The organism is Streptomyces viridochromogenes DSM 40736, assembly GCF_000158955.1.
In the GTDB taxonomy this organism is placed as follows: Bacteria; Actinomycetota; Actinomycetes; order Streptomycetales; family Streptomycetaceae; genus Streptomyces; species Streptomyces venetus.
Genome location: NZ_GG657757.1, coordinates 4,557,794 through 4,578,697, shown reverse-complemented (window position 1 = coordinate 4,578,697; position 20,904 = coordinate 4,557,794). Strand labels below are relative to the sequence as shown.

The window sequence follows — 20,904 nt, the reverse complement described above, 5'->3', positions numbered from 1 at the left end:
CCTTTCTTCGCCGTTCACGCAGCGGGTCCCGGACAGAGCGTGCGGCACGCAGTCGCCCCCGCCACAGGACGGCGGCCGGACTTTGCCATCTCTTTACAACCTGCCGCTCGGGCGGCTCGTCTCTCCGCACGAACCGTCACCCACCCCGCCGACCACCGGGCGGGACCGACGAAGGAGAGCGATTCCATGCGCCGAACCGTCCTGAGCGCCCTGGCCCTCGCGGGCACCGCCGTACTGCTGGGCACCGGGCCCGCGTTCGCGAGCGGGGCGACGACCCCGAGCCCGGTCCCGTCGGCGACCGCGCCCACGGCGGCGCCGGGCGAGAGCGCCGAACCGACCCGTCCCCCGGCCACCGACCGCCCGGCCCCGAGCGCCGAACCGACCCGGGCGCCGGCCGAGGGCGCCAGGGACCAGGTCTCCGTCCGGCCGAGCGGCGCGCCCGACACCGGCGTGACGGCGGCGTCCTCCGCGTCCGGTTCCGGTGGCACGGCGGTCGGCGCGGGCGCCGCCGCGGTGCTCGCCGTGGGCGGCGGGACGTTCCTCGTCGTACGCCGCCGCCGGGCCACCGGGGCATGACCCCGTTCTCCAGGCGCGCGTTCACGACCGCGGCACTGGCGTCCGTACTGACGGCGTGCGCGGGCCCCGGGGCCGGCACCGCACCACCGCCGAAGTCGTCTGCGTCTTCGTCGCCGAAGACGCAGACGAAGACGCCGACCCGGCCGGTTCCGGTCGAGGGGGCGCGCCCCCTGGCCCGTTCGGCGCCGGTCCGGCTGCTCGTCCCGGCCATCGGCGTCGACACCCCGGTCATGCGGCTGGGCCTGGCCCCGGACGGCACGGTCGAGGTGCCGCCGGTCACGGCGGACGACCGGGCGGGCTGGTACCGGCACTCGCCGACGCCGGGGCAGACCGGGCCGTCGGTGATCCTCGGTCATGTCACGGTCGGGTCGTACGGCGACGGCGTCTTCCGTCACCTCGACCGGCTGCGGCAGGGCGACCGGATCGTGGCGCGCCTGGAGAACGGCACGGCGGCGGAGTTCGCCGTCACGGCCGTACGCACGGTTGCCAAGTCGCACTTCCCGGCGGACGACGTCTACGGGGACGTGGACCGCCCGGAGCTGCGGCTGATCACGTGCGGCGGAGCGCGTACCGGCGACGGATACGCGGACAACGTGATCGTCTTCGCCGCGCTGAGCGGCGCCGAGTCCCCCACCTCTGGAGAGCGTTGAAACGGTCCCGCGAGAAGGCCGCGTCCGAACTGTTCGCCGCCCTCTACCCGCGCCTCGCCGGCTGGTGCCGCCGTCTCGTCGACGACGACGAGACGGCCCACGAGGTCGCCTCGGAGGCGTTCACCCGGCTCTGGGCGCGCTGGACGTCCGTGGAGGAGCCCCGTGGCTTCCTCTACGTCACCGCGGCCAACCTCGTGCGGGACCACTGGCGCAAACTGGAGCGCGAGCGCCGGGCCATGCACCGCGTCACCTCGGAAGCGGCCGTCCGCCCCCACCCCGAACAGGCCGACCCCTCGGTGCGCCTGCTCGTCCAGTCGCTCCCCGAACGGCTCCGCGTCCCGATCCTCCTGCACTACTACGCTGACATGCCGATCCGGGAGGTGTCCGCGCTGACCGGGCGCAAGGAAGGAACCGTCAAGGCCGACCTGCACGCGGCCCGGGAACTGCTCCGCGTCCACCTGAGGAGAAGCCTTGACCACACGCCTTGACGACGACGGCCCGGAGTTCGGCTCCGACGACCCGCTCGCCGTGATCCTGCGCCCCTCCTCCCCGGACTACCTGAGCGCACCCTCCGGCCACTACGAGGCGATCCGCCGCAGGGCGACCCGACGCCGCCTCCTGCGCACCGCGGCCGGAGCCGGTCTGCTCTGCGCCACGGCCGCCCTCCTCGCCCTTCCCCTGCGCCTCACGTCCCCGGAGCCCCCCGGCTCCCCCACGATCCCGATGGCCCCGCCCTCCAGGACCACGGCCCCACCGCCCTCGTCCCCCTCACCCTCGGGGCCCACGTCCGACGCCCCGACCGGACCCGCGTCCGGGGTCCCGACGGACCGCGCGTCCGACGCCCCGACCCACCGCGCCTCCGACGTCCCGACCGGCCGTGCGTCCGAGGCCCTGCCGACCTCACCCCGCCGGCCGTCGGCCGCCCCCACGCTGGTGCGTCCGGTGCCGTCGGCGACCCGGCCGTACCCGGATCAGGGGGCGACGCCCAGCAGCCGGTGACCGCTACCCGGAGGCGCGCCGTTTTCGGTCACGTCCGTGAGTGGCATTCGCGTACCGAGTGTTGACGCGTTCATGGCAGGCTTCTACCGGCTCTGGTCCGGCTCGAACGGCTCCCGCTGCTCCTCCTACGCCGGTGCCCTGCGCCGGTCCTTCGCCTCGGACGGACGGCTCGTCGTGACTTCGGCGGCAGCAGGTAGCCTTCCCGTATGGCATGCAACGGCATTGCGCACTGCTTCCTCTGACGCCGCGTTGAGGGCGGCGACGTGGGTCCGACCTCACGTCGCCGTCCTCGGTGTGCCCGCCACCGGCGGGCCCCGACGACTCACCGTCCACCGCCCGCACGCGGCCCGCCGCTTCGCGCTTCGTCACTTCGTCGCGCCGTGCCGCGTCGTCGAGGAGCAGCCATGCCTTCGCGTCCTGACCGACGCCTGCCGTCCGACCGGCTTCTGACCGTCCTGACCTGCCCCCTGTGCGCGTCCGGCCTCACACACGCCGACGGTGCCCTGCGGTGCGCCGGCCGGCACACCTTCGACATCGCCCGCCACGGCTACGTCAGCCTGCTGACCGGCCGTCGGCGTGCCGCGAGCGCCGACTCCACCGACATGGTCCGCAGCCGCGTCTCGTTCCTCCGTGCCGGACACTACGAACCGCTCGCCCGCACCCTCGCGGGGCTCGCCGCTGAACTGGCCCCGCCCGACGCGACCGTGCTGGACGCCGGCTCCGGCACCGGGCACTACCTCGCGGCGGTCCTGGACGCCCTGCCCGAGGCCATGGGCCTGGGGCTCGACAGTTCCACCCCCGCCCTGCGCGCCGCGGCCCGCGCCCACGCCCGCGGGGAGGCCGTCGGCTGGGACGTCTGGCAGCCGTGGCCCGTCCGCACCGGCTGCGCCGACCTCGTGCTGAACGTCTTCGCGCCCCGCAACGGGCCGGAGTTCCACCGCGTCCTGCGGCCGCACGGCGCCCTGCTCGTGGTCACGCCCACGGCCCGGCATCTGCGTGAACTCCGTTCGGCTCTCGGCCTGCTGGCCGTCGACCCCAGGAAGGAGGAGCGCCTGCGCGGCACCCTGGCGGCGCACTTCCGGCCCGCGCGCACGGAGTCGCTGGAGTACGCCCTGAGCCTCACGCCCGAGGACGTCGCCGGGCTGGTGACCATGAGCCCGGCCGCGCGTCACATAGAGCCGGCGCAACTGCGCCGTCGTGTCGGAGAGTTGCCGGCACCCGTGCGGGTCACCGCCTCGTTCGTCGTGTCGGTGTACCGGCCGACGGGCCACTGAGGGCGAACCGGCCGCTGCCGCTCGGCCCCGGGTGCGGGGCCGTCGGTGGTGGCTCGGTCAGGCCGCGGGGCGGGCGGCCTCGTCGATGTGCTGCCGCTGTGCCGTGGTCAGCGTGCGGACCATGAGGGCGGCGGTCGCGGCCGCGGCCACGATCACCAGGTCGGCGGCGAGCAGGGGCAGGACGCCGGTGTAGGCGCGGGCGATGACCTCGTCCGTGGAGTCGGCGTAGATGAGGCCCACTCCGCCGGCCAGACCGGCCAGCCACAGGGCCCACCACCAGTTCACGACGGCCGGCAGGCGCCGGTCGGGGAAGACCGAGCCGTGGACGTCGGCGACCATGCCCCGGGGTATCCACAGGTTCACGACCGGCACGATCCAGCCCAGGAAGAGCCAGGGGTAGCCGTATCGCGGCTTCGTGCCCGAGAGGGCACGGGCGTTGTCCCGGACGCGGTCCAGCCAGAGGAGGAACGCGACCGCGCAGATCACCGTGGCGGCGTCGCCCGCGGAACTGACCAGGTGGTAGGAGTCCTCCAGAGCGGTCGGGAGGCGGTGGACGCCGTCTCCCTGGTCCGGCGGTCCGGAGGCCGGACTGCCCGCCATGGCGAGCCGGACGTGCCAGACCGCCCGCGCGGCCCAGGCGACTCCGGCGAGGGCGAGAGCCGCGATCGCGCAGCGGGCCGCGCCACGGACCGGGCGCAACGCGCGGCCCGAAGGGTCCGGGGCCTGGGGGGCGTCGGGGGTTTCCTGATCGCTCACCCGGTCATCTTGTCGTACTGATCACCCTGCCGTGCCACTCAGTCCCGTCGCCCGGCCCTCCTCGTCCCACCGCACCTCCAGGACGTGGTCGACGGCGTCCCGGTCGAGGGGGCCGAACACGTGCGGGAACAGGACGTCTCCCGAGACCCCGGGCGGCGGGGCGGGGGCCGCAGCCTCCCACGCCACCCTGGCGGTCAGGCGCGCCTCGTCGAGGGCGAGCACCAGCAGGGGCCTGGGCGCGTCCCGGTAGAAGGCGTTGACGACGGCGAGGGTGGCCGGCTCGTCCGGGGAGCAGTGCACGAAGCCCTCCTCGGCGAGGGAGGCGGGCGCGTACGCCTGGTCGGGGGCGGCGTTCCAGGCGCTCCAGACCGTGCGCGGTACGACGTGATAGATCATGGTCCCGTTATAGCCCCCGGGGCGGGGACTGTTGGAGTCCCAGTGCGGTGACGGTCCGCCCCCCCTGATCGCCAGTCAGAGCTGGAACTCGGCGGGCGACACCCCCAGCGCCGCGCAGGCCTCGCGCAGGACCGTCGCCTCGGCCTGGGAGAAGTGGCCGTCGGCACCGGCGATGACCATGCCGGTCTGGATCACGGCCCTGGCCTCGGTGGGCTTCTTGGCGGTCTTGGCGATCTCCTGCATCGCCTCGGCCTTGCCGTGCTGGAAGTTCATGGTCAGCTGGTCGACGTGCTTGTTGAAGCGCTGGCGCAACTGCTCCGGCGGGAAGTTCTGCAGCACGTCGTTGCTGAGGATCATCGACTCGACCTGCTGCCGCTCGGCGGGATCGACGCTCCCGTCGGCCGCCGCGACCAGCGCGCACATCGCCATGCTCGCGTCCCGGTAGGCCCCGCTCTTCAGCTCGTTCTTCAGCGAACCGAGCTGTGTCTTGAACAGGCCGACCAGCTGGGCCTTGCCGCCACCGCCCGACCGCGTCCCCCCGCTGTGCCCGCTGTGTCCGCCACTGTGCCCGGCGGTCGCGCCGCGTCCGCCCTGCGACTGCTGGAGAGCCTTGGCCTGGTCCTTGAGCTTGTCCCACATTGCCATTGACGTCACCTCGGTATTCGTCAGCATCACCTACCGCACCCGCTCACGCGCGCACACCCGTCCAACGCCCGACCCTCGGGCAAAGGTTCCGCAAAACGCGAGACGAACGGAGAGCCCTCGATTCCGGGGCCGGGAACGACGGCTGCCCGCACCCGGAGGCCGGGTGCGGGCAGCCGTGCTGATGTCAGGTCAGGCGTTCAGAGTCGGGACTGCCGGTCAACCGAGAATGGTCGATTCCGGACAGCCGCCCGGGCGCTCACGGCCCTGTGGTCACCGGCCCCGCCCGGCCGCCGTTTTCGTCGTGTCCGAATCATTGCCGCCCACAGGCTCCCCAGTCCTGGCGTCGGGCCGAATTGCCGAACCACGACGGCACGTCCGCGTTCGCCGAGGACGCCACCTTCCACACGGTCGCCGGGCCGGCCGACTCGTCCTGGACGTCGTTCCGCTCGCGCAACCACCCGACGCGCCACGTCCGCCCCTACGACTACGCCCTGCGCATCGACCCGTCTCCACCCCGACGGAGCGGGCGGACACGACGTTGCGGATCGGCTGCTGAGCCCGCCGGGGCGCCGACACCGGCAGGCGGGAAGGCCGGGCCGGGCTCCCGAGCGGCACACGCGGGGACGCGTCGGCCCGACCCGGCCTTCCACTCTCCGAAATCTTCCACCCGGCGCCCGGCGCCGCCTCCCGGGAGGCCCGAACGAGGGCAGCGGGGTGCGCCTGCGATGATGCGTGCATGTCGACCCTCGCCACCCTCGCGGTGCTGGCTCTCGCCGTGCTTCACGCCTACATCCTGGTGCTGGAGATGTTCCTGTGGACCACTCCGCGGGCCCGCGCGGCCTTCGGCACCAGCGCCGAGTTCGCGGCGTCGACGAAGGCCCTGGCCGCGAACCAGGGCCTCTACAACGGCTTCCTCGCCGCCGGTCTGCTGTGGGGCGCGGTGGCGTCCGACCCGGTGGGCTTCCAGGTCTCGGTGTTCTTCCTGCTGTGCGTGGCGGTCGCGGGGCTCTACGGCGCCGCGACCGCCAGCCGGAAGATCCTCTTCGTCCAGACCGTCCCGGCGCTTATCGCCCTGGTCCTGGTCCTGATCGCCGGATGACTCAGAGGCCGTAGCGGCTCTTCAGGTGGCGCCAGAAGTCACGCGCCATCCACGTGTCGAAGTCCGTGATCCGCGTGGCGCTGCCCGCCTTCATCAGGAAGCAGCACTGGCCGGTCGTAGTGGCGGGCGGCGCCGCCCGGGCACTTCGAGTAGTTGCCGTCCTGGTGGAAGAAGCGGCCGCAGTCCGGGGCGCACTGCGGGGAGCCGCCGCTGTCGAGGTTGCCGGCGTAGATGTCGACGGAGTTGTCGGTCCACTGGAGGGTGGAGCGGTTCTTCACCGCCCAGCCGACGATGTCGACGGGCACGGTGGTGTACGGCCAGGCGTTGTGGCCCTTGCCGTTCTCCGTCATGGCCGTCATCCACTTCCCGAACTGTCTGCGCATGGTGATCTCCCTCTTGTGGGGGGCGGGCTATCACCGTCCGGTCGTCGCCGGCGCGGCAGAGGTTGCCCGGGGATCCCGGTCCGGCGATCCGGTCGGACATTCCGGGCGCTTTATGGCATTACGTCGGCGATAATCGGAGGCATGAGAACGGCTACGTACGAACTGCTGGCGGCATCGCCGGAACACGCGGTCGCCGTGACCATCGCCTTCGTCAGCGGCCTGATCGTGGCCTGCGCGCTGATCTGGGCCGTACGGGTGGGGATGCGGGTCATGGACAAGGACACCCACCACCCGGACCCGGAGGAGCAGCCGCACCTCCCGGACGGCGGTCCGGTGCATGAGACGCGGGAGATGCGGGAGCCCGACGACGTGCCGGTCGTGACGGACGACGGCAAGCGGCTCCTGCCCCATGAGCTGCACCATGCGAGCACCAGGACCGGCAAGGACCAGCAACCTCGCCGTTGGTCGCCCGGATCCAGCGGATCCTTCGGCGGCGGCGGCCCTGGACGCACATGAGGCCGCGCGGCCGGGCCCGCTGGACGGCGGGCGGGTCGGCGCTGGCGCTCGCCCTGGGCGCCCTGCTCGCCGGCTGCGACAGCTACAGCAGCCCCACGGACACGGCCAGCAAGGCGGAGTCCGCGGTCGGGTCGATCGCCTCCCAGGCCTCCGAGGCGGTCGAGTCGGCCACGGCGGAGGCCGGACGCCGGCTCGACGACATCCAGGGCGGCGTCGACGTCAAGGGCGACGTGAAGGTCGCCGCGCCCGTCGTCGGCTCCGACGGCCGGGCCCGGGCCGAGGTCACCGCCCACAACACCGACGACTCCGAGAGGTCCTTCGCCGTCCAGGTGAACTTCACCGACGCCGGGGGCGGGCTGGTCGACACGGTCATCGTCACCGTGGACCACGTACAGCCGGGCGACTCCGCCACGGCCACCGCCCACAGCACCCACGACCTCTCCGGCAAGATCCGATCCCAGGTGGCCCGAGCCGTGCGGTACTGACCTGGGACGACCCGAGGCGACCGCCCGGAGGCGATTGCCACCGGCCGGGAGGGGCGGGCCCATGTGGCCCGCACCGCACACCAGGACCGGACCGGGGCACAGGCCCAGGCGCCGAAGAAAGCCGCAGTGGCCGCGCAAGCCGTGACCTGTCACGTGAGCCCGTCACGTGAGGTCCGGGTCAGGTGGACCGCACCGTGTGCTACCGGCCCGGGGCGGTCTCCGTCACCGCGATGTCGATCTGCTCGCTCATGGCGCTCACCCCGTTCAGGGACGCGACCGCCTGGAGGCGGTTGGGGCCGGGCGGGAGGGGCGGGCCGGGGGTGCAGGCCCAGGTGCCGTCGGAGGCCGCGGTGGTCGCGCAGGTCGCGTGGTCGTGCTTGTCGCGGACGGTGACCTGGGCGCCCGGGTGCGCCGTCCCGGAGATCTGGGGCCGGGCGCCCAGCGGTACGCCGGACAGCGGGCGGCTCATCGTCGGCTCTGCCAGGCCCACGGTGACGGAGCAGCGGCCGGCGGCCTGCCGTGCGCCCTGCGCGTCGGTGATCCGCAGGAAGCAGTCGCGCAGCCGGGTGCCCGGCACGGCGTCCGCGGGGACCGCCAGCACGAAGGGGAACGTACGGCCCTGCCACGGCTGCCCGGCCGCGTCGCCGGTGACGGTGTACGTCCCGCTGCGCCCGCCGGTGGCGATCCGGCCGCGGTAGCCGGCCGCGTCGAGCGGGGTGCCCGTCACCCGGGTGCCCCTGGGGGCCCTCAGCGTCAGGGTGGCGCCCGCGCCGGGCGCCGCTCCCTGCCGGCCCGCGACCTCGACGATGCCCTCCCGGCCGGGAGCGATGGTCGCGGCACCCCACAGCTGACCGTCCCCGGCCGCCGCGGACGGTCCGGGCCACGCGAGCACCCCCGCCACGACGACCCCCGCGACGGCTGCTGTCTTCCTTGACCTGCTCATCGGGTTCTTCGCGTTCATCGCGTTCATCGCGTGCGGGACTCCCTGTGCGGACGGCGAGGGCACTCTGGAGCGATTGTCGCGGGGCGTTCCCGCAGGTGGCGCCTGCTGCTCGGCCGTGCGGGTGGCGGGTGGCGGGCTCGCCCGCCCGGTGGGGGCGAGCCCGGGATCCGGGCTAAGCCCCGAGCCACACCGTCGGGTACGGCCCGAGCCGCCCGTCCTCCAGGGGCGCGCTGCTCAGCAGCACCTCACCGGGCGGCAGCGGGACCGTCGCGGCGGACAGGTTCGGCCTGCCGCCACCAGTCGGGCTACGGGACGACAGGTCGGGGGCGGAACGATCGGTCATGCGGTCTCCTTCGTAGGGCACGGGGCGACAGCAAGGAATCTGTCCGGAATGCCGGGAAAAGGAACCATCGCATCGAATTCGGAGTAGTCCATTACTCCTGTGAGGAAAGTGTGATGACGGAGTAACTTCCTTTGCGTCACCGCAGGTTGACAGGGTGATGCGGCGCGGCCACGATGGGGGCGCACTGAGGCGCATGTGACCAATGAGCCCAGTGTTTCTTCCACCACTTACCCCGGTGCGGCCCGCAGCCGTGCGCCGCGCGCTGCCCGCATGCCGTCACCCGGGTTCCGGCACACGCCAAGAAATGGGATTTGCATGTCCATAGCGAGACGTGTCACCGCGCGCCGCCTGCTGGGGACGGGCGCCGCGGCCCTCGCCCTCTGCGCCGCCTCCGCCACCACCGCGTTCGCGCTCGGTACGCCGGGCGGGGACGGCTGGTCGTCCGGCGGCAGCTACCGGCCAGGGACGGGCGCGGGCACGGAGACGGGGACCGACCGCTGCCAGTTCTCGCTCGACGGCACGAACTTCTACGACTCGGTGAAGGTCGACGACCAGAACCTGAAGCCGACCGAGGACGGCAAGGTCCACATCAAGGTCCGCACCGCGGGTGACGCCGCCACGTGCACGGCCTCCCTCGCCTCCTACCTCGCGCACGGCGCGACCTTCGCGACCTCCGGCGAGCAGGTGTTCGTCGCCTTCGACACGGTGACGGTCAAGCCGGGCGGCACCGACTCGCTCGACATCGCCGTCCCGGACAAGGGCTGCTTCGGGCAGATCGACCTCTACCGGGGCGCGGTGCGCTTCGACGGCGAGCTGGACGCGAAGGACGGGTTCGAGCACGGCGAGCTGCCCAAGGGACCGGACCGCCCGGTCATCAAGGACAAGCTGATCGCGGCCTGGAACGGCGGCACGAAGAACTGCACGACCCCGCCGCCGGCGGAGGAGGAGCCGCCCCCGGCCACACCGCCCGCGACCCCGTCGGAGCCGGCCGGGGAGACGACCCCGCCGGCCTCCCCGTCCGAGCCGTCCGAGCCGTCCGAGCCCTCGTCGCCGCCGTCCTCCGACGGGGACGCGCCCACCCCGTCCGCCTCCGAGTCGACGCCCGGCGCCCCCAAGCCGAACGGCGGTGGCGGCGACCTCGCCCGAGACCGGCGCCGACGGCAGCACCGGCCCGATCGCCCTCGGCGCGGCGGCGCTGCTCGCGGGCGGCGCGGCCCTAGTGGTCGTGACGCGCCGCCGGGCGAAGGGCAATGCCTCGGGCGCCTGAGCCAGGCCACTCCCGCGAACCTCCGCCCTGCCGACGCCCCACCGGGACCGCGGCAGGGCGGGCCGACGAGCGACCTCCACCCCCGGCCGGCGCCGGCCTCCCGTTGGGCGCATCCACCGCGACCGACCGGTCCGCGCCAGGACGCGCGGGCTACAGGGTCTTCAGGTACAGGTTCACGTACCGCTCCACGTCCACGTCCAACGCCACGTCCACCAGGGGCTGTTCGCGCGTCCCCTCGTGGATCTCGGACTCGCCGGGGCGGGGGCGGCGGTCGACGATCGTCTGGCCGCGGGCGGGCCCGGGGGCGAGGACGACCTCGACCGGCAGGCGCTCGGTGGTGATGCCCTCGGGGTCGACGACCGCGCAGACCGCGCCCGCGTCACCGAGGCCGCCCATGGGGGTGGGGTCGCCGGAGGTCGCCGGATCCCGGTGGGCGAGCAGCTCCCCGGCCAACCGCAGGCTCGGTTCCGTGCTCGTCCGCAGCCGCTGCACCTCCCCGGCGGGCACCAGGACCCTCTTGAAGACGTCCAGGCCGTACATCGTGATCGGCACCCCCGCGCTGAGCAGGACCGCGGCGGCCTCCGGGTCGTGCCACACGTTGAACTCCGCGACCGGCGTGGCGTTTCCGGTCGCCACCGCGCCGCCCATGAACACGATCCGCTCGATGTTGCGGGTCACCTCGGGGTGCGTCCGCAGCAGCAGCGCGATGTTGGTCAGGGGCGCCGTGGGGATGAGGGTGACCGGCCTCGGCGAGGCGAGGATTTCGCGGCGCAGCAGCGTCACCGCGTCCACGTCGACCGGCACCCGGGTCGGCGCGGGCAGCCCCAGGTCCCCCATGCCGTCCTCCCCGTGCACGTGCCGGGCGGTCCGCACGGGTTCGATCAGCGGCCGCTCGGCGCCCCGGGCGACGGGAATGTCACCGGCCCCGGCCACCTCCAGCACGGTCAGGGTGTTGCGGACGACGCCGTCCACGTCCGTGTTCCCGGCGACGCAGGTGATCGCGCGTACGTCGAGCGCCGGGTGCCGCACCGCGAACAGCAGGGCGAGGGCGTCGTCGACGCCGGTGTCGCAGTCGATGATCACCGGGATGCGCTGACCGTCCGTCACGGCGAGGCTCCTTCCACTGGCCGTACGATCTTCGTACCTGCGACCCTACGACCTGGGCCGGCTCCAGGTCAGGGCTGACGTATCGCGGTGACGTCGAACTCCAGCGTCACCTTCCGGCCGACCATGCCCCGGGCCCCGCTGACGCCCCAGTCCAGGCGGTCGATGGTCGTGCCGCCCGTGAAGCCGACCCGGAAGCCGCCCTCTGGGTCGTCCCCGGCACCGGTCAGCTCGAAGTCCACGGTGACCGGCCTGGTCACACCGCGGACGGTCAGCTCACCGGTGACCTTGAAGCCGGTGGCGCCGACCTGCTCCACCCGGGTCGAGGTGAAGGTGAGGGCCGGGTGGGCGCCCGCGTCCAGGAAGTCGCCGCCGCGCAGATGGTCGTCGCGCTTCGGGTTGCGGGTCTGGACGCTCCGCGCCCGGACCGTCAGGCGGACGCCGGACTTCGACGGGCTGCCGCCGTCCAGACGCGCACTGCCCTCGAACTCCTCGAACAGCCCGTGAACCTTGCTGATCAGCGCGGCCCGCGCGGTGAAGCCGATGCGCGTACGGGCGGTGTCGAGGACGTAGTCGCCGGTCAGTTCGCCGAGAGTGGTCGTGGTGGTCATGGTGGTGTCTCCTGGAAGGGGATGCAGAACCCGATGTCGGTCTCAGCGGTACGACGACACAGCCCCCAGGAATGTGAGGTGAGGGGTGCCGCCCTGACACTTCGGGGCGCTGTTTCGTCGGACGGGTGAGGACCCGAGCGACCGAGGGAGCCATCCGCACCATGACCACACCGACCGAGCCGGAAGACGAGCTGAGCGCGATCACACGCGAGCGGCGGCAGCTGACCGGTCTCGCCTACCGGCTGCTCGGCTCGCTGGCCGAGGCCGAGGACGTCGTGCAGGAGACCTACGCCCGCTGGTACGCCCTGTCCCCGCGGCAGCGGGACGAGATCGAGTCGCCCGGCGGCTGGCTGACGACCGTCGCCGGCCGTATCTGCCTCGACCTGCTCGGCTCGGCCCGGGCCCGGCGGGAGCGCTACGTGGGCGAATGGGTCCCAGAGCCGCTGCCCGGCGGCCCGGAGTGGATCGGCGGGCGGTGGGACGCCACCGCGGCCGACACGGCCGATCCCGCCGACCGCGTCACCCTCGACGAGTCGCTCACCATGGCCTTCCTCGTCGTGCTCGAGTCGATGACCCCGGCCGAGCGCGTCGCCTTCGTCCTGCACGACGTGTTCCGGTACTCCTTCGCGGAAGTGGCCGAGATCGTCGGCCGCACCCCGGCCGCCTGCCGCCAGCTGGCGTCCTCGGCCCGCCGCCGCATCCGCACGGCACCGCCCGCACCGGCCCCGGCCGCCCGGCGGCCCGATCTCGTCCGGGCCTTCCGGCAGGCCTGGGAGGCCAAGGACATCGACGGCCTCGTCGGCCTGCTGGCCCCCGACGCCACGGCGACCGGCGACGGCGGCGGCCTCGTCCCCGCCGCGCTCCACCCGGTCGAGGGCGCCGAGCCGATCGCCCGCTTCCTCGCCGACCGGGCCCGGGCGCTGCCCGGCGTCACGCTCCTGGAACGCGAGGTCAACGGCCGGCCCGGCCTGGTCGCCGAGCTGGACGGCGTCACCGTGTCGGTGCTGGCGTTCGACATCGCGGGCGACCGGATCCAGCACATCTGGGCCGTACTCAACCCCGACAAGCTCCGGCCCTGGAGGACGGACTGACCCACGGACCGACACGCACGGAGACAAGGAGCCCGCCATGCCGGCACAAGGAACCACGAAACAACCCGCCACCGAACTCGACGCCCGCTACAGCTCCGCGCTCAACCCCCGCCCGGGCGCCGCGGACGTCACCGCCACCGAGTGGGCCGAGGCACAGCGCCGGCTGGCCACCGCCGAGATCTTCTGGGTCTCCACGGTGCGGCCCGACGGCAGGCTGCACGTACACGCCCTGCATCGCCGCCTGGCACGACGGGGCGCTGTACTTCTCCACCGGCCGGGAGGAGCAGAAGGCGAAGAACCTCGCCCGTCACGCGCACTGCGCGCTGACCACCGGCGCGAACTCCCTCACCGAGGGCCTCGACCTCGTGGTCGAGGGCAGGGCCGAGCCGGTCACCGACCCGTCCCTGCTGGAAGGAGGTGATCCACGGCGTACGAGAACGGGGTCTACAGCCACACGCGTTGGGCGTTCTGAACGCCTCCTACGACGGGTCCCACAGGCCGGTGCCGCGGGCCGCCACCCGGTCCCCGACACGCCGCAACAGTTCGGCGGCCGGGAGAGGCTCCGGCCGGTGACCGTCCCGCAGCCGTACCGCCACGAGGCCGGCGGCGGCCTCACGCGCGCCGATCACCGCCTGGTACGGCACCAGCCGGGCCGCGCGGATCCGGGCGGCGAGGGTGCCCTCCGCCGGGTCCGCGACCTCCGCGCGCAGGCCCAGGTCCCGGGCGCGGCGGGCCAGCTCGTGGGCGTGCTCCGCCTGCTCGTCCGCCACCGGCAGGATCGCCAGCTGCACCGGGGCCAGCCACGGCGGGAAGGCACCGCCGTGGGACTCGACGAGGTGCGCGACCGCGCGTTCCACGCTGCCGATGATGCTGCGGTGCACCATGACGGGGCGGTGTTTCGCCCCGTCCGGGCCGATGTAGTGCAGGTCGAAGCGTTCGGGCTGGTGGAAGTCGATCTGCACGGTGGACAGGGTGGCCTCCCGGCCCGCCGGGTCGGTGATCTGCACGTCGATCTTCGGGCCGTAGAAGGCCGCCTCGCCCTCGGCGGCCTCGTAGCGGATGCCGGAGCCGTCGAGGACCTCCCGGAGGAGGGCGGTGGCCCGCCGCCACAGCTCCGGGTCGGCCACGTACTTGCCGCCCTCGCCGGGGAGGGACAGCCGGTAGCGGGCCGGTCGGATGCCCAGGTCCGCGTAGGCGCGGCCGATCAGCTCCAGCGCGGAACGCGCCTCCTCCACGGCCTGTTCCAGGGTGCAGAAGATGTGCGCGTCGTTGAGGGTGATGGCCCGCACCCGGGTCAGCCCACCGAGCACGCCCGACAGCTCCGAGCGGTACATGCCGCCCAACTCGGCCATGCGGAGCGGTAGTTCGCGGTAGCTGTGGGAGCGGGAACGGTAGATCAGGGCGTGGTGGGGACAGAGGCTGGGGCGCAGCAGGACCTGTTCGGCGCCCAGCTCCATCGGCGGGAACATGTCCTCGCTGTAGTGGTCCCAGTGCCCGGAGATCTCGTACAGCTCGCGTTTGCCGAGGACGGGCGAGTACACGTGCCGGTAGCCGGCCCGCCGTTCCGCCTCCCGGACGTACTCCTCCAGGGTGTGCCGCACGATCGCGCCGTCGGGCAGCCAGTACGGCAGTCCCGCGCCCATCAGCGGGTCGGTGTCGAACAGGTCGAGTTCACGGCCGAGCCTGCGGTGGTCGGGCTGGGTGGTCATGGTGGGCTCCTCCGGATGCACGGTTCACGGTTCGCAGGCGAGCACCACGCGACGAAGCCCCGGGGCACTCGCCCCGGGGCTTCGGACATCAGCTGTCAGCGCGCCGGGACACTCTCCGGCGTCGTCGTGAGGGACGGGAACGGCTGGACGCGCTGCATGGGCGGGACCGTAACAGGGGTGCCGCGTGCGGGGCGACGGGTTTTCCCCCGTGCTCGCGCTGCCCGCCCCCGCCTCACCCGAACAGCCCGTCGCACTGGTGTGCCGCCCGTCGTGGTGGTGCCGTAAGAGCACGTACCCGATCTTGGAGTGCCCGCTCCCACCGGGCCGCCCCTCAGGAGGCACCCCAGATGAACCGTCCTCCGGCCACCGCCCGTGCCCTCCTGGCCTCCGGGCTGTCCGTGACCGCCCTGTTGTCCACGGCCGCCTGTGCTGTCCAGGACGGCCCGCGCCCCCGGTGGTTCTCCGCCTCCGCCACCGCCGCGGCGCCCGCCGGTGAGCGCCCCCAGGGCTCCGGGGCCGGGCTCACCCAGCTTCAGGCGCAGGCGGCCCTGGTCACCGAGGCCGATCTGGGGGAGCCGTGGGTGCCGACCCGAGGTGCCAAGACCTGGCGGGACGGGCTGCTCAAGGGGACCACGGAGCGTCCCGACTGCCAGCGGCTGCTCGACGCCCTCTACACGGAGGAGTTCTTCGGCGCCCCGGCCGGCCCGCGCGCGACGTCCGCGCTCGACGCCGCCGGCACCGACACCCAGCTGCGCTACGAGATCGCCCCCCACTCCCCGGCGGACGTCGACCGCACCCTGGCCTGGCTGAAGTCGCTGCCCCGCAGGTGCGGCCAGTTCACGGCCGCGACCACCCGTGGCCGGGCCCAGGGCGTCGAGGTCACCGACATGCCCCTGCCGCCCATCGGGGACGCCCGCCAGGCGCTGCGGATCACCCTGGCCGGCGAGACCGAGAAGGGGGAGCTGACGTACCTCACCGTCGATGTCGCCGCCGTACGCGTCGGCGCGGAGGCGATCACCCTCACCAACGCCGGCCTCGACGAGGTGTACGCGGAGGTCACACAGCACGCGGTGCGGGTCGGGGCGGAGCGCCTCACCGAGATCAGGAAGCAGGGGCGGGCGCAGATCTGACCGGCCGCTACTCCCGCTCGAAGCGCCTCCGGAGTGTGACCACCTCGTGTGCCACCTCCAGGGCCGTGCATCCGCGCGCGAAGGCGTCCGCCCGCAGCCGCGCCAGCGCGTCCTCGGAGCCCACGCCGAGCTGCGCCATGATCATGCCGACGGCCTGGTAGATCTTGTCCTGGTCGGCGGCCAGCCCGCTCAGCCAGGCCTCCCCGTCGGGCGACTCCACCTCGTCACCGCGCGGCAGCGACATCAGGGCCCCCGTCATGACACCGGCCACCAGCCGGGCCACGTGCAACTGGCGCTCGGTGAGCCCGCCGGGGCTGTCGCGGTACAGGTCGAGGGTGCCCACGCACAGCCCGTCGCTGCCCAGCGGCAGTGCGTACACCGCCCGCACCCCGGCGGCGGTCGCCTCCTCGGCGAAGACCGGCCAGCGGGCGGCGTCGCGGGAGCTCGTCAGATCGCAGGCGAGCACCGGCGCCCCGTCCTCCAGCGCGCTCTGGCAGGGGCCGTCGCCCAGCGTCGCCTGGATCTGTGCCAGGTGCGCGGCCCGCGCGCTGCTCGCGCTCAGCTGGACGGGCATGCCGTCGCTGCGCAGCGACACGCTCGCGCCGCTCACCGGCAGCAGTTCGACGGCGACCTCGCACAGCCGCCCGGGCACTTCGCCGGGCTCGGAGCCCTGCACCCCTCTGGCGATCGCGTCGGCGGCACCGAACCCGTGCGGGTCCCGGTCCGGGTCGCCCCCGGAGGCGCCCCGCGGGTTCATCCCTGGACCGCACGACCACCGCCTCCTTCGCCCGCTTCGCCTGGATCCGTGGTCGACGTCGACTACCCGCCGTCGGTGAGGCGAAACCCGCGCGGCTGGCCGTCGCCGCGGCCCGGTGCCGGAGGGGGCGGGAGCGGTCAGAGCGGAGGCTGGGCGGGCGCGGGCCCCAGGGTGGTCGTGCCGGGAGCCGTACGGTGGCCGAGACCGGTCCGGTAGGCGTCCAGGGCCGCCTCCACCCGCCCGGTGCGCCGCAGCAGGTCGCCCAGCAGCCGGCACAGGTCGGCCAGGTCACCGGCCGCGCCCGCCCGCTCCAGCAGGCTCAGGGCACGGACGTAGTGCTCCTCGGCCTCCTCGGTCCGGCGGGCGTCCTCGGCGATGATGCCGAGCAGCCGGTGCGCGGCGGCGGAGTGGACGGCACCGCGCTCGGGGGACAGGTCGTCGAGCACCCCGTGCAGCAGGGCCGACGCCTCGTCGGACTTGCCGCGCCGGTGCAGCACATCGGCGAGTTCGACGGCGACCTGGCTGCTGTAGAGGGCGGCGCGCTTGGCCGACAGCATGCCGAGGGCCTCCCGCAACTCGGCTTCCGCGCGCTCCAGTTGGCCGTCCTGGGCGTAGACGTAGCCGCGCATCCAGTGGCAGTTGGCGAGTTCGGTGCGGATCTGCAGGCCGCGGTACAGCTCGGCGGCCTTGGCCAGCGAGGCGTCGGCCTCGGCGAGGCGGCCCTCTGCGACCAGGGTGCGGGCCACCGAGCGGTGCATGCGCGCGACCAGGGCCGGGTCGCCGGACTGCGGGGCGAGCGCGAGGGCGAACTCGGCGGCCTGGGCGGCGCGGGCGTGCGCGCCCATGTCCATGTACGGCCCGATGGCGCTGGCGTAGAGCAGCAGCAGGGCGTCGGGGTCGTGCAGGCCACCCCGGTTCAGCTCGTCGAGGGTGGACTCCAGAAGGTAGACGGCGTACCGGAGCTCACCGGCGAGGTAGTGCGCGACGGCCCGGCCGCGCAGGGCCGGGACGCGGGTGGGCAGGGGGGCGCCGGCCAGGCAGGACTCGGCCCGTTCGAAGTACTGCCGGCCGGTCACGAGCTCGCCCGTCTCCAGGGCGCACTCGCCGAGCCCGAGCAGCGCGGCGGCCTGTTCCGCGGGCAGCCCGTGCGTCCCGGCCTCGTCGAGCAGCCCGGCGTACTGCTCCGCCGCCGCCTCGGTCTCGCCGACGGCCAGGGTCCGCTGGGCCTCGGTCAGCCGCAGCCGCAGCTCGGTGACGAGCCGGGCCGACCGGCCGGTGGCGAGCTCGTCGAAGGCCACGCCGAGCCGGCCGGCGAGATGCCGCAGGGCGTCGTCGGAGGGCCGCACCCGGCCCGACTCCAGGGTGGAGATGTAGGCCGGTGTGTACACAGGTTCCGCCAACTGCCGTTGCGTCAGTCCCCGTTCGACACGCAACCGCTGCACCCGGCGTCCGATGACCCCCGGATCGTCACGCTCCCCCACGCCGACTCCCCCTGCCCCTCTTGCCGTTCGCCCTGAACGGCCCCTAGGTTAAACGGAGTGTTAAGCCGGATTGTTGAACTCGCTTAATACCCGCCGCCGTAGTCGCCGCCCCCAGTTGCGAGGTCGCCGTGCTCGAACGCACACGCACCGCCGAGCGGTACGCCAGAGGCTTCACCGCCGCCGTCGTCGCCGTCGCGACACTGCTGCTGGCGGCCAACGCGGGGCCGGCGAGAGCCGAGCAGCCGCAGCAGGGCCGGCAGACCGTCGCGGACTCCCGCTGAGCCGACCGGCCCGGTCCGTTCACACCGGTGTCTTACTCCCCGTTTCACGCATGTGTCAGTGGTGTGCCGTAGCCTGCGCAGGCTGATCACTTCTTTTCGTTCCGGGGGGTTCGAAACAACCGTGCGCAGACGCACTCTCACGGCCGCGACAGCGCTCGCGGTCCTCTTCAGCTCGGTCACGCTCGTCGCGGCGGGCGCCGGCTCGGCGGCGGCCGACTCCAGCGCGCTCCTGCCCCTGAAGTCGACGGGTGACATGGTCGTCGACGGGGTCCACCAGCGCGTCTTCATCAGCGACCCGACGGCCGGGCAGGTCGTCGTCACCGACTACGCGGGCAAGGTCGTCTCCACCGTGGGCTCGCTGCCCGGCGTCCACGGCCTGGAGCTGTCGCCCGACTCGGGCACGCTCTACGCGGCCGTGCACGACGCCGACGCGGTCGTCGCGATCGACACGGCGACCGCGACCGAGTCCCGCCGCTTCTCCACCGGCGCGGGCGCGGGCCCCGCGTACGTGGCCCTCGCCGGCGGCAAGCTCTGGTTCAGCTACGGCGCCTCCGGCAACGGCAACATCGGCTCGCTCGACCCGAGCGCCGCCGACCCGGGCCTCACCCTGAACCAGGACACCGGCCGCACCTTCTACGACGCCCCGATCCTGGACGCCTCCCCGGGCGCCGCGGGCACGCTCGTCGCGGGCGCGCCGGGCCAGAGCCCGGTCGTACTCGCCGTGTACGACGTCTCGTCCGGCACGGCGAGCCGTACGGCCTACGCCTTCGACCCGGGCAGCACCGGCGGCGGCAACCTCCAGGACCTCGCGGTCACACCGGACGGCAAGGACGTGGTGACGGCCAGCGGCGCCCCGTACTACCAGGCGGTGTACAAGCTCCCGGACCTGTCCGCGGACGGCAAGTACGTCACCAACACGTACCCGAACGCGGTGGACATCGCCCCGAACGGCGACGTCGCGGCGGGCACGTTCTCCTGGTACGACCCGGACGTGCACGTCTTCAAGCCGGGCGTCTCCCTGCCGCTCAGGCAGTACGACTTCCCCAACACCGGCAACAGCAGCGGCGCCGACACCCTCGCTCCGGCGGGCCTCGCCTGGGCGCCGGACGGGAGCAGGCTGTTCGCGATATCGGAGAACGACGGCGACGTCTACTCGCTGCGCGTCCTCGACGCTCCGACGAAGGCGTCCACCACCCTCACGGTGAACGCCGCCGCCTCGGCCACCCGTGCCAAGCCCCTCACGCTCACGGGCACGCTCTCCTCGTCGGCGGCGTTCCCCGCGGGCACGAAGGTCGACGTCACCCGCACCGACGACGAGTCCCCGTCCGGCAAGGCCCTCGGCACGGCCACGGTCGCCGCCGACGGCTCGTACTCCTTCACGGACACCCCGCCGGCCGGCGGCAAGGTGACCTACACGGTCACGTACGCGGGCGACGGTGACCACGCGGGCGCCACCGCCACCCACGCGCTCACCGTCGCGAAGACCACGACAGCGCTGACGCTGAACAACGACGGCAAGGTGTACGACTACGGCCGTGACGTCACCTTCACCGCGCACCTCGGCACGACGTACAAGAACCGCACGGTCGAGATCTGGGCCGACCCGTACGGCCCCGACAAGCCGAACGCGCTGGTCAAGAAGGGCACGGTGAACGCGGACGGCAACCTGTCGGCGACGCTCCACCTGACCCGGGACGCGAAGGTCACCGCGAAGTTCACGGGCGACACGCGGTACGCCGCGAAGACGGTCACCACCTCGGTCCACACCAAGGTCAAGATCTCGACGTCGCTGAGCGGCGCCTACAGGACGGCGACCGCCTGGAACCAGAAGTACGCCTACTTCCACCAGTCCAAGGACCCGGTCCAGAACACGACGATGTCGATGTACCCGGGCCGCAAGTACCAGCTTCAGGTCCAGCGTTACGCCGACGGCGCGTGGCGCACCACGGCCACGGAGTACTTCGCCCTCGACCGCTACGGCAAGGACGCGGCTGCGCTCGACGGCACGCCGCCGATCGGTCCGCGTTTCCGCATCCGCTCGTCGTACATCGACACGAAGTCGGGCGACAACGTGAACACGACGACCTACGGGTCGTGGAAGTACTTCGTCTTCACGCGCTGACGCAGGAACGGCACACGCCCGGCCGGCGCCGCGGTATTGATGACGCGGCGGCCGGACGGGCGTGGGAGACGCACCGAAAAGAAGCGACTCAAGAATTCAGTCAGCGTGAATTCCCGCGGGCGCGAATATAACGCCAGCCGAAATAGAAAACGCCCAGCGCCCCTACCGCCGCACCGACGCCGCACAGCACGGTCGCCCACGTCTCCATGTCCTGCGTGATCCACAGCAGGCTCACCACGACCAGCGCCACAGAGAACAGGAGACGCTCTCCGTGGCCCGGTCCGCG

The 20,904-nt window shown here is 73.3% G+C and carries 23 protein-coding genes and 4 pseudogenes; 15 read left to right on the top strand and 12 right to left on the bottom strand.

The window, feature by feature from the left end; translation table 11 throughout:
- Window positions 1-186: 186 nt before the first annotated feature.
- The 5 genes from SSQG_RS20145 (at window position 187) to SSQG_RS20125 (ending at window position 3,499) form a co-directional block, all read left to right on the top strand.
- Window positions 187-576, top strand: a complete 390-nt coding sequence (locus SSQG_RS20145; protein WP_003991663.1) for a hypothetical protein — start codon at window positions 187-189, stop codon at window positions 574-576.
- Window positions 573-1,226 carry a class F sortase gene (locus SSQG_RS20140; protein WP_003991662.1) on the top strand — a complete coding sequence of 218 codons (654 nt, stop codon included), beginning with the start codon at window positions 573-575 and terminating at the stop codon, window positions 1,224-1,226. The genes SSQG_RS20145 and SSQG_RS20140 overlap by 4 nt, the downstream gene beginning before the upstream one ends.
- Window positions 1,223-1,714 (top strand): RNA polymerase sigma factor, encoded by a 492-nt coding sequence (locus SSQG_RS20135; protein WP_003991661.1) that lies wholly within the window; start codon window positions 1,223-1,225, stop codon window positions 1,712-1,714. Before SSQG_RS20140 ends, SSQG_RS20135 begins: the two co-directional genes overlap by 4 nt.
- Window positions 1,698-2,225 (top strand): hypothetical protein, encoded by a 528-nt coding sequence (locus tag SSQG_RS20130; protein WP_003991660.1) that lies wholly within the window; start codon window positions 1,698-1,700, stop codon window positions 2,223-2,225. Before SSQG_RS20135 ends, SSQG_RS20130 begins: the two co-directional genes overlap by 17 nt.
- 404 nt (window positions 2,226-2,629) lie before the next feature.
- A complete protein-coding gene (locus SSQG_RS20125) occupies window positions 2,630-3,499 on the top strand; it encodes a putative RNA methyltransferase (protein ID WP_003991658.1) in 870 nt (289 codons plus the stop codon).
- Window positions 3,500-3,556: 57 nt separating this feature from the next.
- Here the strand turns inward: SSQG_RS20125 and SSQG_RS20120 are convergent, their stop codons facing one another.
- The 3 genes from SSQG_RS20120 to SSQG_RS20110 all read right to left on the bottom strand — a co-directional run bounded on the left by SSQG_RS20120 (window position 3,557) and on the right by SSQG_RS20110 (window position 5,296).
- Window positions 3,557-4,255, bottom strand: a complete 699-nt coding sequence (locus SSQG_RS20120) for a DUF4328 domain-containing protein (RefSeq protein ID WP_003991657.1) — start codon at window positions 4,253-4,255, stop codon at window positions 3,557-3,559.
- A gap of 21 nt (window positions 4,256-4,276) precedes the next feature.
- Complete coding sequence (locus tag SSQG_RS20115) at window positions 4,277-4,651, bottom strand: DUF952 domain-containing protein (RefSeq protein ID WP_039933200.1); 375 nt, start codon at window positions 4,649-4,651, stop codon at window positions 4,277-4,279.
- A 75-nt stretch (window positions 4,652-4,726) separates the two neighbouring features.
- Window positions 4,727-5,296: a tellurite resistance TerB family protein gene (locus tag SSQG_RS20110; protein WP_039933199.1), complete on the bottom strand. Its 570-nt coding sequence runs from the start codon at window positions 5,294-5,296 to the stop codon at window positions 4,727-4,729.
- A 266-nt stretch (window positions 5,297-5,562) separates the two neighbouring features.
- Between SSQG_RS20110 and SSQG_RS44035 the strand changes: the two are divergent.
- Window positions 5,563-5,745, top strand: a pseudogene (locus SSQG_RS44035) (AbfB domain-containing protein); the annotation flags it as partial.
- Between the two features lie 287 nt (window positions 5,746-6,032).
- A complete protein-coding gene (locus SSQG_RS20100; protein ID WP_003991654.1) occupies window positions 6,033-6,395 on the top strand; it encodes a DUF1304 domain-containing protein in 363 nt (120 codons plus the stop codon).
- 1 nt (window position 6,396) lies between these two features.
- On the opposite strand, the pseudogene SSQG_RS20095 reads toward SSQG_RS20100, so the two are convergent.
- A pseudogene (locus SSQG_RS20095) lies at window positions 6,397-6,778 on the bottom strand (hypothetical protein); the annotation flags it as partial.
- A gap of 141 nt (window positions 6,779-6,919) precedes the next feature.
- On the opposite strand from SSQG_RS20095, the gene SSQG_RS20090 reads away from it, so the two are divergent.
- Together SSQG_RS20090 and SSQG_RS20085 are read left to right on the top strand one after the other, a co-directional pair.
- Complete coding sequence (locus tag SSQG_RS20090; protein ID WP_039933196.1) at window positions 6,920-7,294, top strand: DUF6479 family protein; 375 nt, start codon at window positions 6,920-6,922, stop codon at window positions 7,292-7,294.
- Complete coding sequence (locus SSQG_RS20085; protein WP_003991651.1) at window positions 7,291-7,779, top strand: hypothetical protein; 489 nt, start codon at window positions 7,291-7,293, stop codon at window positions 7,777-7,779. The genes SSQG_RS20090 and SSQG_RS20085 overlap by 4 nt, the downstream gene beginning before the upstream one ends.
- A gap of 199 nt (window positions 7,780-7,978) precedes the next feature.
- On the opposite strand, the gene SSQG_RS20080 is transcribed toward SSQG_RS20085, so the two are convergent.
- Together SSQG_RS20080 and SSQG_RS41425 are read right to left on the bottom strand one after the other, a co-directional pair.
- Complete coding sequence (locus tag SSQG_RS20080) at window positions 7,979-8,749, bottom strand: carboxypeptidase regulatory-like domain-containing protein (protein ID WP_338117279.1); 771 nt, start codon at window positions 8,747-8,749, stop codon at window positions 7,979-7,981.
- 145 nt (window positions 8,750-8,894) lie between these two features.
- Window positions 8,895-9,065, bottom strand: coding sequence for a hypothetical protein (locus SSQG_RS41425; RefSeq protein ID WP_158681065.1), 171 nt, complete (start codon window positions 9,063-9,065; stop codon window positions 8,895-8,897).
- A gap of 315 nt (window positions 9,066-9,380) precedes the next feature.
- Here SSQG_RS41425 and SSQG_RS20075 point away from each other — a divergent pair.
- A pseudogene (locus SSQG_RS20075) lies at window positions 9,381-10,332 on the top strand (LAETG motif-containing sortase-dependent surface protein).
- A gap of 150 nt (window positions 10,333-10,482) precedes the next feature.
- Here the strand turns inward: SSQG_RS20075 and SSQG_RS20070 are convergent.
- A complete protein-coding gene (locus tag SSQG_RS20070) occupies window positions 10,483-11,439 on the bottom strand; it encodes a nucleoside hydrolase (protein WP_003991647.1) in 957 nt (318 codons plus the stop codon).
- Window positions 11,440-11,507: 68 nt separating this feature from the next.
- A complete protein-coding gene (locus tag SSQG_RS20065) occupies window positions 11,508-12,047 on the bottom strand; it encodes a YceI family protein (protein ID WP_003991646.1) in 540 nt (179 codons plus the stop codon).
- 161 nt (window positions 12,048-12,208) lie between these two features.
- On the opposite strand from SSQG_RS20065, the gene sigJ reads away from it, so the two are divergent.
- Window positions 12,209-13,138: an RNA polymerase sigma factor SigJ gene (gene sigJ, locus SSQG_RS20060; RefSeq protein WP_003991645.1), complete on the top strand. Its 930-nt coding sequence runs from the start codon at window positions 12,209-12,211 to the stop codon at window positions 13,136-13,138.
- Between the two features lie 37 nt (window positions 13,139-13,175).
- Window positions 13,176-13,551 (top strand): annotated as a pseudogene (locus tag SSQG_RS39340) (pyridoxamine 5'-phosphate oxidase family protein); the annotation flags it as partial.
- A gap of 66 nt (window positions 13,552-13,617) precedes the next feature.
- Here SSQG_RS39340 and thrS read toward each other — a convergent pair.
- Window positions 13,618-14,847 (bottom strand): threonine--tRNA ligase, encoded by a 1,230-nt coding sequence (thrS, locus tag SSQG_RS20055; RefSeq protein ID WP_039933194.1) that lies wholly within the window; start codon window positions 14,845-14,847, stop codon window positions 13,618-13,620.
- Window positions 14,848-15,194: 347 nt separating this feature from the next.
- Here thrS and SSQG_RS20050 point away from each other — a divergent pair, with 347 nt between their 5' ends.
- Window positions 15,195-15,977 carry a hypothetical protein gene (locus SSQG_RS20050; RefSeq protein ID WP_003991642.1) on the top strand — a complete coding sequence of 261 codons (783 nt, stop codon included), beginning with the start codon at window positions 15,195-15,197 and terminating at the stop codon, window positions 15,975-15,977.
- Window positions 15,978-15,984: 7 nt separating this feature from the next.
- On the opposite strand, the gene SSQG_RS20045 is transcribed toward SSQG_RS20050, so the two are convergent.
- The gene (locus tag SSQG_RS20045; protein WP_003991641.1) at window positions 15,985-16,734 is read right to left on the bottom strand and encodes a GAF and ANTAR domain-containing protein; all 750 of its coding nucleotides are present in this window, start codon (window positions 16,732-16,734) and stop codon (window positions 15,985-15,987) included.
- Between the two features lie 137 nt (window positions 16,735-16,871).
- Entirely contained in the window at window positions 16,872-18,215 is a 1,344-nt protein-coding gene (locus SSQG_RS20040; RefSeq protein WP_003991640.1) for a helix-turn-helix domain-containing protein, read from the bottom strand.
- A 128-nt stretch (window positions 18,216-18,343) separates the two neighbouring features.
- Here SSQG_RS20040 and SSQG_RS41845 point away from each other — a divergent pair, with 128 nt between their 5' ends.
- Both SSQG_RS41845 and SSQG_RS20035 read left to right on the top strand, forming a co-directional pair.
- Window positions 18,344-18,496 carry a hypothetical protein gene (locus SSQG_RS41845; protein ID WP_003991639.1) on the top strand — a complete coding sequence of 51 codons (153 nt, stop codon included), beginning with the start codon at window positions 18,344-18,346 and terminating at the stop codon, window positions 18,494-18,496.
- Window positions 18,497-18,617: 121 nt separating this feature from the next.
- Window positions 18,618-20,618: an Ig-like domain-containing protein gene (locus SSQG_RS20035; protein ID WP_039933192.1), complete on the top strand. Its 2,001-nt coding sequence runs from the start codon at window positions 18,618-18,620 to the stop codon at window positions 20,616-20,618.
- A gap of 100 nt (window positions 20,619-20,718) precedes the next feature.
- Here SSQG_RS20035 and SSQG_RS20030 read toward each other — a convergent pair whose 3' ends face one another.
- A complete protein-coding gene (locus SSQG_RS20030; protein ID WP_244299183.1) occupies window positions 20,719-20,868 on the bottom strand; it encodes a hypothetical protein in 150 nt (49 codons plus the stop codon).
- Window positions 20,869-20,904 lie beyond the last annotated feature (36 nt).